18 protein-coding genes and 1 other RNA gene are annotated in these 14,829 nt (G+C 47.8%); 8 read left to right on the top strand and 11 right to left on the bottom strand.

Features of this window, described 5'->3' with window-relative positions; all coding sequences use genetic code 11:
- Positions 1-12: 12 nt before the first annotated feature.
- From ACYVIC_RS00955 to smpB, 5 genes are all read right to left on the bottom strand, one after another.
- Positions 13-810 carry a PEP-CTERM/exosortase system-associated acyltransferase gene (locus ACYVIC_RS00955; RefSeq protein ID WP_460856437.1) on the bottom strand — a complete coding sequence of 266 codons (798 nt, stop codon included), beginning with the start codon at positions 808-810 and terminating at the stop codon, positions 13-15.
- A 472-nt stretch (positions 811-1,282) separates the two neighbouring features.
- On the bottom strand, positions 1,283-1,678 hold the full coding sequence (gene vapC, locus ACYVIC_RS00950; protein WP_460857218.1) for a type II toxin-antitoxin system tRNA(fMet)-specific endonuclease VapC: 396 nt from the start codon (positions 1,676-1,678) through the stop codon (positions 1,283-1,285).
- Positions 1,679-1,680: 2 nt separating this feature from the next.
- Positions 1,681-1,914, bottom strand: a complete 234-nt coding sequence (vapB, locus tag ACYVIC_RS00945) for a type II toxin-antitoxin system VapB family antitoxin (protein WP_460856435.1) — start codon at positions 1,912-1,914, stop codon at positions 1,681-1,683.
- A 137-nt stretch (positions 1,915-2,051) separates the two neighbouring features.
- Positions 2,052-2,412: a transfer-messenger RNA gene (gene ssrA / locus ACYVIC_RS00940) on the bottom strand.
- Positions 2,413-2,558: 146 nt separating this feature from the next.
- The gene (smpB, locus tag ACYVIC_RS00935) at positions 2,559-3,041 is read right to left on the bottom strand and encodes an SsrA-binding protein SmpB (RefSeq protein WP_460856433.1); all 483 of its coding nucleotides are present in this window, start codon (positions 3,039-3,041) and stop codon (positions 2,559-2,561) included.
- A 106-nt stretch (positions 3,042-3,147) separates the two neighbouring features.
- On the opposite strand from smpB, the gene ACYVIC_RS00930 reads away from it, so the two are divergent.
- Together ACYVIC_RS00930 and ACYVIC_RS00925 are read left to right on the top strand one after the other, a co-directional pair.
- A complete protein-coding gene (locus tag ACYVIC_RS00930) occupies positions 3,148-3,591 on the top strand; it encodes an SRPBCC family protein (protein WP_460856431.1) in 444 nt (147 codons plus the stop codon).
- A complete protein-coding gene (locus tag ACYVIC_RS00925; protein ID WP_460856429.1) occupies positions 3,584-3,928 on the top strand; it encodes an RnfH family protein in 345 nt (114 codons plus the stop codon). Before ACYVIC_RS00930 ends, ACYVIC_RS00925 begins: the two co-directional genes overlap by 8 nt.
- 57 nt (positions 3,929-3,985) lie before the next feature.
- On the opposite strand, the gene ACYVIC_RS00920 is transcribed toward ACYVIC_RS00925, so the two are convergent.
- The 3 genes from ACYVIC_RS00920 to nadK form a co-directional block, all read right to left on the bottom strand.
- Entirely contained in the window at positions 3,986-4,336 is a 351-nt protein-coding gene (locus ACYVIC_RS00920; protein WP_460856427.1) for an outer membrane protein assembly factor BamE, read from the bottom strand.
- Between the two features lie 67 nt (positions 4,337-4,403).
- Positions 4,404-6,077: a DNA repair protein RecN gene (gene recN, locus ACYVIC_RS00915; RefSeq protein WP_460856426.1), complete on the bottom strand. Its 1,674-nt coding sequence runs from the start codon at positions 6,075-6,077 to the stop codon at positions 4,404-4,406.
- A gap of 114 nt (positions 6,078-6,191) precedes the next feature.
- Complete coding sequence (gene nadK / locus ACYVIC_RS00910; RefSeq protein WP_460856424.1) at positions 6,192-7,073, bottom strand: NAD(+) kinase; 882 nt, start codon at positions 7,071-7,073, stop codon at positions 6,192-6,194.
- A gap of 126 nt (positions 7,074-7,199) precedes the next feature.
- On the opposite strand from nadK, the gene hrcA reads away from it, so the two are divergent.
- Entirely contained in the window at positions 7,200-8,219 is a 1,020-nt protein-coding gene (gene hrcA / locus ACYVIC_RS00905; protein ID WP_460856423.1) for a heat-inducible transcriptional repressor HrcA, read from the top strand.
- Positions 8,220-8,261: 42 nt separating this feature from the next.
- Positions 8,262-8,837, top strand: coding sequence for a nucleotide exchange factor GrpE (gene grpE, locus ACYVIC_RS00900; RefSeq protein WP_460856421.1), 576 nt, complete (start codon positions 8,262-8,264; stop codon positions 8,835-8,837).
- 64 nt (positions 8,838-8,901) lie between these two features.
- On the opposite strand, the gene ACYVIC_RS00895 is transcribed toward grpE, so the two are convergent.
- The 3 genes from ACYVIC_RS00895 to gpmM all read right to left on the bottom strand — a co-directional run bounded on the left by ACYVIC_RS00895 (position 8,902) and on the right by gpmM (position 12,446).
- Positions 8,902-9,612: a divergent polysaccharide deacetylase family protein gene (locus ACYVIC_RS00895; RefSeq protein WP_460856419.1), complete on the bottom strand. Its 711-nt coding sequence runs from the start codon at positions 9,610-9,612 to the stop codon at positions 8,902-8,904.
- A gap of 153 nt (positions 9,613-9,765) precedes the next feature.
- Positions 9,766-10,902, bottom strand: a complete 1,137-nt coding sequence (locus tag ACYVIC_RS00890; RefSeq protein WP_460856417.1) for a murein hydrolase activator EnvC family protein — start codon at positions 10,900-10,902, stop codon at positions 9,766-9,768.
- Entirely contained in the window at positions 10,902-12,446 is a 1,545-nt protein-coding gene (gene gpmM / locus ACYVIC_RS00885; protein ID WP_460856415.1) for a 2,3-bisphosphoglycerate-independent phosphoglycerate mutase, read from the bottom strand. The genes ACYVIC_RS00890 and gpmM overlap by 1 nt, the downstream gene beginning before the upstream one ends.
- 169 nt (positions 12,447-12,615) lie before the next feature.
- Here gpmM and ACYVIC_RS00880 point away from each other — a divergent pair, with 169 nt between their 5' ends.
- From ACYVIC_RS00880 to gpsA, 4 genes are read left to right on the top strand one after another with little or no spacing between them, the layout of a single operon-like run.
- A complete protein-coding gene (locus tag ACYVIC_RS00880) occupies positions 12,616-13,050 on the top strand; it encodes a rhodanese-like domain-containing protein (RefSeq protein ID WP_460856414.1) in 435 nt (144 codons plus the stop codon).
- Positions 13,051-13,052: 2 nt separating this feature from the next.
- Positions 13,053-13,310, top strand: coding sequence for a glutaredoxin 3 (gene grxC / locus ACYVIC_RS00875; RefSeq protein ID WP_460856412.1), 258 nt, complete (start codon positions 13,053-13,055; stop codon positions 13,308-13,310).
- Between the two features lie 19 nt (positions 13,311-13,329).
- The gene (gene secB, locus ACYVIC_RS00870; protein WP_460856410.1) at positions 13,330-13,818 is read left to right on the top strand and encodes a protein-export chaperone SecB; all 489 of its coding nucleotides are present in this window, start codon (positions 13,330-13,332) and stop codon (positions 13,816-13,818) included.
- Between the two features lie 3 nt (positions 13,819-13,821).
- Positions 13,822-14,829: an NAD(P)H-dependent glycerol-3-phosphate dehydrogenase gene (gene gpsA, locus ACYVIC_RS00865; RefSeq protein WP_460856408.1), complete on the top strand. Its 1,008-nt coding sequence runs from the start codon at positions 13,822-13,824 to the stop codon at positions 14,827-14,829.

The following is a 14,829-nucleotide window of genomic DNA, read 5'->3' as shown; positions in this document are numbered from 1 at the left end:
CCATCAAAGCAATCAAGCAATTTTTCTGCAGCCAAGTTCTGACAAGGTATTTGTATCTAGTTGAGTCGCCAGCATGGTTCTGAGCGCAACATATTTTGGTTGTAGCGTATCGGTTAAAGTGCGCACGTCCAGATAATGTACCGCGCGTAAGCCGTTATGTTCGGTAAATTCACCTATCTGTGTAAAGTGAATGCCGATTTTTCTCAACGCCCTGGCCATTTTGTGTTCGAACATGACAAAACAGTGAAATCGTCCTTGCTGCTCACACAAAACAGATGCGAGCAGATAAAGTGATATAGCCACTAGACTGCCTGCCTGGGCTTGTTGTTCATGAGTAAATAGATTAGCCGTGCGAATTTTACATCTAACAAAGTCAGGTACTGCTAAGCGTGAAATTTCACAAATTTGCTCTCTTGGGAAAGCAATTGGATTAAAGTGAGTATTGGTTATTGTTGTACCAAAATACTTTTCTACAGGCAGTAATTCCTGTGAGGTATCTGAAGTAATGACCCTGACGGTGCCAACCATTTGCGAAGATAAAGCATGCTCAATGCCCAGATGTTTAGAATTATTGTCAAAACTGTCCTGCTCCATGCCGTTTTCACGGGTAGGTTCAAAGTTTAGCTCTTCGCAATAAACTTTGTGTCTTAGTCTGAATATGGCATTTTTCTCAATGGTAGACTCTGCCACAAAGCAGTGAAATGAATTAAAAAAATAGGCTACTAACTCATCAAGCCCAAAAAGAAGATCTGGGCTTTTTTTAGGTACGTACAGTGACGAGCTACTACCTGTTGCTAATTGGATGTTCATATGCGCCCCAAAATGCTGATTATGTACTTGCTAACGGTTTTATTATCTATTTATTACTGTTAGGTGTGCCATTCCATCGGCGTTAATTAAAGCACGCATCCATTGCAATTTTAAGAAGGGTTTACTATGCGCATGATTCATGTACACGTCAAACGTCTGAACGGCCAAAAATACGGCTTTTAAGTGCTAGTTAGGTTAACGCTTTGATCTTGTTTAAATAATATTTTTTAGTTTTTAACTACTGTAACCAAATGTTATTCAGTAGAGGTTGATAATTGCTCAGGTAAAAGTACAAAGTAGGTATTTTTAAACCAGTGACTGTGAGACATTGCTGATATTGCTGTAGCAGATCTGCGTTATACCGCTATACAGCAGAAAAACAAAAGGCTGCGATTAGAGGGTTGGTAGTTCGCTCATAAAAAAATAGTTTTATAGTGTTACTCAAGTCATTCATTCTGATTTAGCTTATATGTCAGAGCCAGTTTCCAAGCCTAAGGCCTGTCACTCTGTCAAATTCACGAATATTATTGGTCACTAGTGTAAATCCCTCACTTCTTGCGTGGGCGCTGATGTGTAGGTCATTAACACCAATTGGTGTTCCAGCATTTTCTAATTCTGATCGAATTTCGCCGTAATGCTGAGCTGCTTTTTCACCGTACTGCAAAATTACCAACCTGGAAACAAAATCTTCTACTGCTTGCCGGTTTTGTTCTGGCCGTGCACTTTTCTCAACACCATGACAAAGCTCTGCATAAGTAATTGAGCTGATGCACATTAAGCCAGCATATTTGTTAAAGGTTTCCAGCACTTCAACAGGACGGCGTTTTATTACATAGATACAGATATTGGTATCAAGCATGTATTTCAGCATTAAAAGGCTTCCCGCTCTTGCTGCTCTTGTGCTGCACGCTCAGGCATAAAATCGTTCGTTACGGCTTTACCTTGCAGGAAGAACGAATCCCAGCTGTTAGCGACAGGTGTGAGTATGCGATCTTTACCCACAACACGAACCACGACCTTTTTCACATCGTCAGGAAAACGCGCTTCAACTGGCAGACGTACTGCCTGAGTATTGTTGTTTTTAAACACGGTGCCAGTATCCATATTCACCTCCGACAGCTAGATAGTAGAAGTATATACCTGCGATATTGTTTGAGCAAAGCATGAACAGTTAAGTTTATGATGGTGGGCAACAAAGCAGAAAAACAAAAGGCCAGCATCGCTGCTGGCCTTGTGCTATTTGGTGGAGCTGGCGGGAGTTGAACCCGCGTCCGAAAAACCTACATCTTCGGTCCTACATGCTTAGCACATTCATTTAGTTAACCCTATGAGCGCCGAATGGCAGGCTATCGTCGGGCGAGCCTGATTGGTTTTAACGTTTTGTCTCCAGGCGAAGACGCGACGCGATTCTGTTAGGGGTGATCTTCCAGAGTCTCAGCTTACAGACATGCGTGAGGGGAAGAGCTATCTACTGCCTATTAAGCAGCGATTGCGTATGTTTCGTCGTTTGCGACTAGTTTTTTGCGGTTTTTTTACGAGGCCTACCGCACCTCGGCATGCACCTAGGAGTTCGTGAATCCCGTCGAATCCAGAATCAGCCCCGAATTCTGTATGGAACACTTACACACCATAGTGTTTGGCTATTGTACGCAGCTGGGGCTTGTTACACAAGCAAGCATTGCACCTTCACCGTTTTTTATGTCGCACAGCTTAGATGGGGCTGTACGGCAAAAAGTTCAAGTCGTCATTTAGCGCTTAGCGTGTTTCATCATGCGTTCTTTTTCGCGTGACCAGTCTCTGTCTTTAATATCGTCGCGCTTATCAAAGGTCTTTTTACCTTTGGCCAGGTGAAACTCCAGTTTTACCCAGCAGGCTTTCCAATACATTGCAGTGGCTATCAGCGTGAAACCTTCTCGCTCTTTTAAACCAATTAACTTATCCAGCTCGCGTTTGTGTAGCAGCAATTTGCGGCTGCGCTCAGGGTCACACACCACATGGCTGGATGCACTGTTCAGCGGCTGAATTTGTGCACCAAGTAAGAATGCTTCGCCATTGTGCAGGATGACATATGAATCGGACAAGTTAACCTTACCCTCGCGGATGCTCTTTAACTCCCAACCCTGCAGTGCCATGCCAGCTTCATAACGGTCTTCCAGAAAATACTCGTGTCGAGCTTTTCTGTTTTGCGCTATGGTGCCGTTTTTGTTTTTACTAACTTGTTTTTTACTCATAATTCGTTACGTTTCGCAGCTCTGTTTTATTGGTCAGCGATGGCTCAAGCCTTGTTGCAGCGCGTTATTCTGTTACAATCGGCGGCGTATTTAAAGGGGAGAGAGTATGCCACAAATTGAGCGCAGTGCGTTGGTTTTTTACAGCGCGCAGCAGATGTTTGACTTAGTCAACGCCGTACCTGACTACCCGCAATTTCTGCCTGGCTGCACCTCTGCCCGTATTGTCAGCCGGTCTGAAACAGAGATGGTGGCATCGCTTACGGTTTCCAAGGCGGGTATCGGCCATACTTTTACCACCCGCAATACTTTGTATGCCAATCAACGTATTGCGATGCAGTTGGTAGATGGCCCATTTAAGCAGTTACAGGGTGGCTGGGAATTTCAGCCACTAAGCGATACCGCCTGTAAAGTAGTGTTAAAACTTGAATTTGAATTTTCCAGCAAGCTGATTCAGTTTGCCTTTGGCAAAATATTCGCAGAGTTAACGGCGTCAATGGTCAATGCGTTTACGCAGCGGGCAAAACAGGTATACGGAGTTAATCATGGCTGAGCAGATTACGGTTGAAGTAGCTTATGCTAAGCCTGAGCGCCAAAGTCTGTTAACGTTGACGGTTGCGGCGCATAGTACGGTAGAGCAAGTAATTAGTTTGTCAGGTATTTTGCAACAATATGCTGAAATTGATTTAACTACACAGAAAGTAGGTATTTGGAGCCGGCCGGTTAAGTTACAGGACCAGGTTAAGCATGGTGACAGATTAGAGATTTACCGGCCGTTAATTGCCGATCCAAAAGATTTACGCCGGCGCCGAGCAGAAAAAGCTAAGGAAGAGGGGCGGGCCGACAAAGTTACCGGCGGACGACCACATGAGACTAAAACGGCCGAATAAATAAAACCAGCCTGAAGCTGGTTTTATTGGCAAGCAATGTACTTAAGCTTTTAATGCTTAGATATCCAGCGGGGTATTAAAGCTGTCTGATTTTGCGAAGTCGCCTTTAATGTCTGCCAGCTTGTCATCCTTAAATTCGACGATAAGTTGTTTCTCAAAATCATTGCCGCTGCCGCTTTTTAGGGCGTAAAAATAATGCCAGGTATCATCATCAAAGGCATTGCTTGCTACCGGGCTGCCAAGTACATATTTTACCTGCTCTTTGGTCATAGCAATACGTAGCTTGTCGATGTCTTTCTGTTCCAGAAAGTTACCCTGTGGAATATCAATACGATAAATCCAGCTACTACAAGCACTGACACTCGCCAGTGCCATTACCACGACTAAAATTTGAATTACTGCTTTCATCTATACTATCTGCTTTATCTGAATTAGCCCATCATACCCTATGACAGGCTTACTGAAAAACCTTCTTTCAGACTACCGGTGCGCATAAAAGTTCGCGCGCGTTTGCCAGTGCACTGGCACTGATATTCTCGCCAGCCAGCAAGCGGGCAATTTCACTGATACGTTCTTCATCGTTCAAAGTACGCATGCGGGTTTCGGTGGCTATACCGTCGGTATATTTTTCTACGAACAATTGCTGATGGCCCTGGCTGGCTACTTGCGGCAAATGCGTGACACAAATAATTTGTGTGCTATCACCTAACTGGCGCAATAACCTGCCGACACCGGCAGCTACCGGGCCACTGATACCAACGTCCACTTCATCAAAAATAAGCGTAGGTGTAGTAACTTTGTCTGCCAAAATAACCTGAATGGCCAGGCTGATACGCGATAATTCGCCGCCCGAGGCGACTTTATGCATCGCCTGCAGTGGTTGGCCGGGGTTAGTGGATACCTGAAACTCAATGGCATCACAGCCATTGGCATTCGCTTGCTCGACAGTTAGCGGGCTAAGCACTATTTCAAACCTGGCATTGGCCATGCTGAGCTCGTGCATGCTGTTGCTTACCTGGCTGCTTAATATTGCCGCCGCGTCACGCCGCTGCTCGCTTAGCTGCTGAGCTTGTGCCATATAATGTTGCTGCGCGGCGTTGATATCTGCAGCCAGTTGTAGCAGGCGTTTGTCGTCACCGGTCAGACTGGCCAGTTGCGCCGATAGTTGCTGATGCAGCGTCGGCAGCTCTTCGTGTGCTACCTGGTGTTTGCGTGATAAATTCAACCACAAGCCAAGACGTTCATCTACCTGCTGCAGACGCTCTGGGTCTAATTCAACTTTATCTGCATAGCGGCGCAGCTCGCGACTGGCTTCTTCAGTTTGCACCAGTGCATCATTTAACATTTGCTGAATACTGCTTAGTGCAGGGTCGAGACTGCTGAGCTGATCCAACTGAGCGGCAGCGACAGAAAGCGCCTGATAGATATTTTGCTGCTCATCATCATACAAAAGTTGCAGGCACTGCTGGCTTTGGCTAAGCAAAGTGTTGCCATGGCTCAGGCGGCTATGCTCGGCTTCCAGTTGTGGAAACTCATGCTCCAGCGGGGCAAAATTGTCCAGTTCAGCCACCTGGTATTCCAGCAGTTGACGCTGGGCGTCGCGTTGCTGTTGCGATTGCTCCAGCTCGCTGTATTCCCGTTGTAGCTGTTGCCAGCCGCGCCAGGCTGTACGGGTAGCTTCTTGCGTGTCGGCGTGGCCGGCGAAAGCATCGATCAGCTGGCGTTGGTAATCGTTTTTCAGTAACTGCTGGTGCGCATGCTGGCCATGAATACTAAGTAAATGTTGGCCCAGTGCCTTTAATTGTTGTGCCGGTACTTGTACGCCATTGATATAGCCTCGTGAGCGGCCTTCATTGCTTACTACGCGCCTGACTATACATTCGCTACCCATGGCCAGGTCTTGCTCTGCCAGCCATTTCTGCGCTGCGGTTAATTTGCTAACGTCGAAACTGGCAACGATATCAGCCTTATCGGCACCCGGCCGCACGACGCTGGCATCTGCCCGCTCGCCCAGACACAACGACAGTGCATCTATGGCAATAGACTTACCGGCGCCGGTTTCACCGGTAATGGTAGACATACCGCCAGCCCAATCGATTTCCAGCGCGCGAACAATGGCAAAGTTACTGATATGCAGATGACACAGCATGCGATGCTCCAGACCTGAACAGGTTAAAGTTACGTATATAGGCGCTGTTAAAAATAACAGTGTTTATTTATACAGTAACTTTATACCGGTATAGCCGACTTAGCAAGCAGCTGCTTAATAAAGTTTGCTGCCCCAGCCTAACTTATTACGCAGTACATGAAAGTAACTGTAACCCGGCGGATGCACCAGCCGCAGTGGGGTTGGATGTTTGCGGATATAAATATCGTCGCCCGGCATTACTGCCAGAATAACATGGCTGTCGCAGCTGATTTGCAGGTGTGCATCATTAGTGCTGGCCACTTTTAAACGGATTTCGCTGCTGCCTGATACGACTAACGGCCTGCTACTTAACGTATGTGGAAACATTGGCACCAGGGTAACAGCATCCAGGTCGGGGGTCAGGATAGGGCCACCACCGGACAATGAATAGGCGGTAGAGCCGGTTGGTGTGCTGATGATTAAGCCATCGGAGCGCTGGCTGTAAACAAATTCGTCATTGATATAGGCTTCAAACTCAATCATGTGCGCCACTTTGTCAGCATGTAATACGGCTTCGTTTACCGCACTGTTACTGCTTTTTATCGTGCCATTTCGATGCACGGCAACCTCTAGCAAGTTACGTTTTTCAGTAACAAAATTGCCTGCCAATACTTCGCGCAGTGGCTGGGCGAACGTTTCTGGTGCTAAATCGGTTAAGAAACCAAGGTTGCCGCGGTTTACCCCCAGTACCGCAACGTCAAAACGAGACAATACTCTGGCTGCGCCCAGCATGTTGCCATCGCCCCCTACGACGATAGCCAGATCACAGTTTTTACCCATCTCGACCAGATCAAGTACATCGGCACCAGGTAAGCTCAATGATTGTGCAACCTGCTCCTCTATATAGACTTTGAGCCCTTGCTGCTGTAAAAATTGGTACAGACTGAGCAAGGTTGCATTGGCCCCTTGATGATGAGGTTTACCAATTAAGCCTACGGTAGTAAAAGCATGTTGCATAAGCAGTTTCCTATAACATGGTGCCTGCAGTATAGCGTCAGGGCGCAGCTGACACTAGGGCGTGTTGCTTGAATTATGCCGCAGCATACCCCATATCAAAGCCCAAGACTGAATTGAGTGTGGCGCATGACAATATCCCTGAGCAGGCCTGAGCTGATTTTAAAGCTGATAGTAGAGCAATATTTGCTGGATGGGCAGCCGGTTTCGTCTAAAGTGCTGGCTGATAATGCGCAGTTGGCGGTAAGTTCGGCTACGGTGCGTAATACTATGATGCAGCTGGAGCAACAAGGGCTTATACGCTCGCCGCATACTTCTGCCGGGCGTATACCTACCACCACCGGTATGCGCTTGTTCATTGATAAAATGCTGCAGCTACAACCACTAACACCAATTTGGACCAATGAATTGCAGCGTAAGTTAACACCGCAGTTGCCGGTGTCGCTGTTATGCCAGCAAGCCGGGCAGTTATTAACTAACCTTACCGGTTTTGTTGCAATTGTCAGTGCACCTAAAGCCGGTGGCCGGATGGTAAGGCAGATAGATTTAGTAAGGTTAGCCAGCGACAGATTGTTGCTGGTAGTGATTGACGAAGATGGCGACATACTGCACCGGGTGCTGCATTGTGAGGTGGCGATTGACAATAGTATTCTTAGTAAGGTGCTGTGTTTGTTAAACGCTGCGCTTGGCGGTGGCGGCCAGTGGCAGGACGGTATAGCGCGGCTGGGCGCCATAGTGCGCGGAGAAAGCGGTGTATGTCAGCAGCTTTTGCAAAAGGTGCTGGGACAACTTAGTTTAGATGAATTACAGCAACACCAGCCGTTAATTTTTGGTCAGCATCAGTTGATGTTGACGCCGGAATACCAGCAAAATGCCGCTTTGCAACAAGTGATGCAGATGTTGGAGCAGCCTGAAGGCTTGCTGCGCCTGCTACACAATATTACCCAAGATGATAGCCCTAAGTTGTTGTTAGGAAAGGAATCTGGTTATATTGAGCTGGCGAATGTTAGTCTGATAGCGCAACGTTATCAGACGCAGCCATCACGCTTTATTGCGTTGCTTGGGCCTAGGCGGATGAACTACGCGCGGCTGATCCCGCTGGTTGAAGCCTGTGCCCGACAATTAAATTTAAACTTGAATCGGCGCTAAGTATCCCCATAATACACCTGTTTAATTTCGGAGTAGTGACACATGACTGAGCAACAACAGCAAACGGATAACACGACTGAACATACTCAGCAGCCAGCGCAAGATAATGCTGACACCGTGGAACTGTCTGGTGAAGATACTATTATCAGTAAATTGGAAACTGAGCTGACACAAGCTAAAGCGCAACTGGCAGAACAGCATGACTTAATGCTGCGTATTAAGGCAGAGTCTGACAATATTCGCCGCCGGGCCAGTATGGATGTAGAAAAGGCACATAAGTTTGCCCTGGAGAAGTTCTCTGCTGATCTGTTACCTGTGGTAGACAACCTGGAGCGGGCACTGGCGTTTATAAACCGTGAGGATGAAACGTTAAAAGGCGTGGTTGAAGGCGTCGAGCTGACAATGAAGAGTTTCCTTGATACTGTGGCCAAATATGGTGTTAACCAGATAGACCCGCAAGGCCAGCCATTTAATCCCGAGTTGCATCAGGCAATGAGTATCCAGCCGTCTGCCGATGTAGCGCCAAATACCGTTACTTTTGTAATGCAAAAAGGCTACGAGTTAAACGGTCGCCTGTTGCGGCCTGCTATGGTGGGTGTGTCTAAAGCACCGGATTAACAGCCAATTTAATATTAAAAAAGCACCCGACGAGAGCCGGGTGCTTTTTTTGTATATTAAACCATTATTGCGGAGCTGATACAGCCGGTGCAGTAAAACCAGCGGCTATCACGTTATGATGCTGCGGCAGTAACTCGGAAATACTCACCAGTTGGATCCCTTGCTGCTGCAACTTAGGTAGCTGTTTGCGTAAAAAACTATAGGTTTGCGGATAGGGGTGAGCAATAGCAATAGCGCTGTTGCGTTTGCGGGCAATACGCAGCAGGATGTCAAATTGCCTGGCAATTGCCGCTTCGTTCTGTTCGTTATCCAGAAACACCTGCCGGCTTAAATTAGTTACACCGTATTGGCGGGCGTATTTCCCAGCCTGACTTTTGGCGGTGGTGAGGCTGTCTACAAAAAACAAATGCCGTTTGCGCAAATATTCCATCGTCCAGGCCATTGGCTCGCCCAGCTCAGTGTAGTAACTGCCCATATGGTTATTAATGCCGATGGCGTAAGGAATATCGGCCAGCGCTGCCTGCAAGGTTTGTTGCACCTGCAATTTGCTCATGTCACTGGTTAGTGCGCCTGGGCCGGGTGCCTTGCCGTTACTTGCCTGCATTGGCATGTGTAGCATAATGTCTTTTTGTTGCAAGAACGCATGTTTAGCTGCTTTACTGCCGTAGGGCGTGTGCGGAAGCACTGCAAACGTGAGTGGGTGGGGCAGGTCTATCAATTTTAAGTCGGCTTTCTGATAGCCGATATCATCAATAATAATAGCTATTCTGGGCATTTCAGCAAAGCTGTGGTTGGTATAGCTTAATAGGCAAATAGCTAAGGCAGTAAGTAGTCGCACGATATTATTATTCTCAGTTGCGCCCAGCGCTTGTGTTAGATTCCGTTGTCATTAGTATAAGTGCAAGCCTTAGTGATGACATTATGTTTTTTATCTGGATTTATTTAGCCAATGCAAGGGGTTAACGGCTTCGCCTTTGTTACGAATTTCGAAATACAGGCCAGCACTTGCCTGGCCGCCACTCATACCCGCCAGTGCAATACCTTCGCCTGCGCTGATACGGGCGCCAGGCTGTTTTAGCAAATTCTGGTTGTGGCCGTATAAACTCATATAACCATTACCATGATCCAATACTATCACCCAACCATAACCTTTTAACCAATCCGCGTATATGACCTGGCCATCTGCAATAGCTTGAACTGTGGCGCCCTCATTGCTTTGGATTAAAATGCCACGGGACGACATACCGCCTTGCCTGCTTTCGCCGAATTTTTGCAGCAAAGTGCCTTTAAGTGGCCAGTTTAAACTACCTTTTTGGCCGCTCAGGCCTGCAAGCTCAAGAGTTTGTTGTGCGCGTCTGCGCAGCTCATCCAGTGTTGCCTGTAAGCTGGACTCGTTTTGTCGCAGATAATCCAGTTGCCGGCCCTGTTGCTTTAAAGTGTCTTGTAACGCAACTAGTGCTTGCTGCTGGCTGGCTTTCGCACTGAGTAATTGTTGTTGTTGTTGTTGCAAGGTACGTAGCGTGTCAGCTAACTGCTGCTGTTTATCCGCCAGGTCTGCCAGCACGTGCTGCAGCTCGCTAATAGTCTGGTTCAGTTGCTGTAGTTGGGTCAGCCGTGCGCGGTTAAAATACTGGTAATAACTTAATACCCGTTCAAGTTTGCTGGCGTCTTGCTGGTTTAACAGCATACGGCTGTAATCATGGCGCCCCAGGCTGTAGGCACTTTTTAACTGTGCAGCCAATAACTGTTGTTGCTGTGCGAGATTATGTTCCAGTTGTGTTTTTTGGCTGGTTAGTTGCTGCTCTTGCTGTGTTAGTTGCTGACGTTGTTGCTCAGTTGCACGCACCGCGGCTGAGGCTTGTGCCAGTGCACGGTCCGAGTCTTGCAGTTGTTGTTCAGCCTGTTCAAGCTGTTGTTGCTGCTGTTTTAACTGACGTTCAGTTAACTGTATTTGTTGTTGCAGCGCGGCAAGTTCCTGTTCTTGTTGCTGCTGAGCCTGTGCCGGACCAAGAGCCGACACTAGCACCAGCGCACTGCACACCAGCGAACACCTGATATTGAGCATTAATTTGGCTGCAGCAAAATTTTGCCAGTCATCTCTGAGGGGATTTCTAAGCCCATCAGGTGCAGCATGGTAGGGGCTATATCACTTAAAATTCCCCCTTCTGTTACGGTAGCATCGCGGCCTACGTAAATTAGCGGAACTGGCCCACTGGTATGCGCGGTATGGGCCTGACCAGAATCGATATCTAACATCATTTCGGCATTTCCATGATCAGCTGTGATCAAGCACTCGCCACCGACGTCACGCAGTGCAGCGACAACCCGGCCAATACAACTATCGACGGCTTCAACGGCTTTGATTGCCGCAGACATAACACCGGTATGGCCGACCATGTCGCCGTTGGGATAGTTGCAAATAATAACATCAAAGTCACCACTTCGAATGGCGCTAACCAGCTTATCGGTAAGCTCGGCCGAACTCATCTCTGGCTGCAGATCATAGGTCGCGACCTTGGGCGAGTCGACCAGTATGCGCTGCTCACCGTCGAATAAGTCTTCTCGTCCACCGCTGAAGAAAAACGTGACATGGGCATATTTTTCAGTTTCTGAAATGCGTAGCTGGGTTTTGCTTTGTTTAGCCAACCATTCGCCTAACACATTGTGCAGCGGTTCTGGCGGATAAGCGCAAGGGGCTTTGATATCGGCAGCATACTCGGTCAGCATGACAAAGCTGCCCAGTGCCGGTCGGTGCTCACGGGCAAAGCCGCTAAAATTATCGTCAGTAAAAGCGCGGCTGAACTGGCGGGCCCGGTCGGCACGAAAGTTCATAAATATCAAGGCATCACCCTCTTGCATCTGCACCGGCTTGGCGCCAGCAGGCACGATGGCGCTTGCTTTAACAAATTCGTCGTTTTCACCACGCTGATAGGCCATGTCTAAAGCCTGCAGAGCATTGTCGGCATGAAACTCCGCTTTACCCTGGGTTAACAGATCATAAGCTTGCTGCACCCTGTCCCAGCGTTTATCGCGATCCATGGCGTAATAGCGGCCAATAACCGACGCAATTTGGCCACTGCCAGTACGATCAAAATGATCCTGTATTTTTTTCAGCGACGCTTCTGCACTGCGCGGTGGTGTGTCGCGACCATCCAAAAAGGCATGCAGATAAATTGGGCTGGCACCTTCGCGCTCTGCCAATTCTATCATCGCCAGTATATGTTCTTCATGGCTATGGACGCCGCCTGGTGACAATAGCCCCATAATGTGTACTGCTTTGTCCTGTTTTTTTGCCTGGCGCACTGCGCTTTGTAGCGCTGGGTTAGTAAAAAAGTCACCATCGCTGATTGCCTTGGTAATACGGGTAAAGTCTTGATACACGACCCGGCCAGAGCCAAGATTTACGTGTCCTACTTCTGAGTTGCCCATTTGGCCATCAGGCAAACCAACATCCAGACCAGAGCCGGAAATTAAGCTATGCGGATAGTCGCGCCATAGTCTGTCCATTACCGGGGTATTGGCCTGTGCAATGGCGTTGTTATTAGTGTCCTCACGATAACCCCAGCCATCAAGAATTAATAACACCAAAGGTTTTTTGCCGCTGCTCATGAGAACTCCGTATCTGAATAAAAGAAGGCGAAAATGGCCACTATCTTACCGCAATTTGTGCAATTCTCCAGCCCCGAACATCAGGTGTCTGTCATTAGAATGCTGCTTTTAGCCATTAAACTGAGTATACTCTGCGCTGGTTTTTAGTCCGATAATAAGCAGAGACGCCATGCAGCAGTACATTGACTTTTTCAGTAATCATCCTATTTTAAGCGCCGTTTGGGTGGTGTTGTTTATCATGCTGATTGTCAGCTGGATAAAATCAACCTTTTCTGCGGTAAAGCAAATTACACCGACAGAGCTGTCATTGCAGGTTAATCGACACAATGCACAGGTAGTAGATATACGTGCTGAGGCCGACTTCACCAAGGGGCACATTACAGCGGCACGTAATATCAGTCTGGCAGAAATTGAAAAACAACAGCTGTCAGGGCTTGAAAAGCATAAAGCCGAGCCCATTATTCTGGTATGTCAAGCTGGTATGAGCGCACAAAAAGCGGCTGCCAGTTTGCTAAAGCAAGGCTTTACCACTGTATCAGTGTTGCAAGGCGGCATGAGCAGTTGGACAGGCGCGAGTTTGCCGGTAGTCAAATCTAAGAGGTAATGATGTCGCAAGTGACTATTTACACCAAAGCATATTGTCCTTATTGTGTTCGCGCCAAATCCGTGCTGGATAACAAAGGCGTGAGTTATCAGGAAATTCGCATTGATGAGCAGCCAGAGCTGCGCCCCGAGATGATTGAGCGTGCCGGTGGCAGAACCACAGTGCCACAAATTTTTATTAGTGAGCGCCACATAGGTGGATGCGATGACATGCTGGCGTTAGATGCCAGCGGGCAACTCGATCCGTTACTAAATTCATAATTTTAATACAGGTATTATCATGGCCGAACAACAAGCAAACGGCGTTGCAACTGAGCAGCAAGGTATCCAATTCGCAATTCAGCGTATTTTTGTAAAAGATATTTCTTTTGAAGCGCCAAACGCGCCGGCAATTTTTCGTAAAGAGTGGAAACCGGAAGTAAAGCTGGATTTAGACACCCGCAGCGAAAAACTAGAAGACAACACCTTTCAGGTGGTGCTGTCGTTGACAGTTACCACTACTGTTGAAAACGAAGTCGCATTTTTGTGTGAAGTACAGCAAGCTGGTATCTTCTCTATTGGTCAGATGGAAGATGCTCAGATGGCGCATATGTTGGCATCATTTTGCCCCAACGTGTTATTCCCATATGCGCGTGAAGCCGTGTCTAACCTGGTTAACCGTGGCACTTTCCCACAGCTTAACCTGGCACCGGTAAACTTTGATGCTCTATTTGCGCAATATGTGCAACGCCGCCAGGCTGAAGCACAAGCTGTAAAAACAGACGCTTAAGGCATGCAATCTGCAGCAATAGCGGTGCTGGGGGCAGGGTCTTATGGCACTGCTCTGGCTATTTGTCTGGCACGTAATGGCAATAGCATTACGTTGTGGGGGCGCAATGCGCAGGATATGTCAGAAATGGCTCAGCTGCGGCTGAATCAAAAATACCTGCCGGATATCCCTTTGCCCGATACGCTACAGCTTACCGCTGATCTGGCAAGTGCTGTAGCTAGCAGCAGGGATATTCTACTGGTGGTACCCAGCCACGCCTTTGCTGACACACTGCAACAAATTAAACCTTTTTTACGGCCAGATGCCCGTGTTGCCTGGGCCACGAAAGGGCTTGAGCATGAAACAGGACGTTTGCTACAGGATGTGGCGCACGATATTTTAGGCGATAAGGTGTCTTTAGCGGTGTTTTCAGGCCCTACTTTTGCCAAAGAAATGGCGCTGGGTATGCCAACCGCCATTTCATTAAGCTCTGCCGACCCTGCTTTTATTCAGGAGTTGTCTGACTTACTGCACTGTGCCAAAAGTTTTCGGGTTTACACTAACCCGGATTTTATTGGCGTGCAGTTAGGTGGTGCGGTAAAAAACGTCATTGCTATCGGGGCCGGTATGGCTGACGGTATCGGATTTGGCGCCAATGCGCGCACCGCGCTTATTACCCGGGGCTTAACAGAAATGTGCCGGCTCGGTTGTGCGCTGGGGGCAAAAAAAGATACTTTTATGGGTATGGCCGGGCTTGGCGATCTGGTACTAACCTGCACGGATAACCAGTCACGTAACCGCCGTTTTGGTTTGTTACTGGGGCAGGGCATAGCGGTAGATGATGCTATGGCGCAAATTGGCCAGGTAGTAGAAGGGTATCGCAATGCTCGTGAAGTATATAATCTGGCACAACGTGTTGGTGTAGAAATGCCAATTACTGAGCAAATATATCAGGTACTGTACCAGCATAAAGATGTCAAATTGGCGGCGCTAGATTTGCTAGGTCGCGAAAAGCGTGACGAAGTCAGCTAA

It is taken from the genome of Rheinheimera gaetbuli, from assembly GCF_054781935.1.
This window is presented reverse-complemented; position numbering and strand designations above follow the sequence as displayed.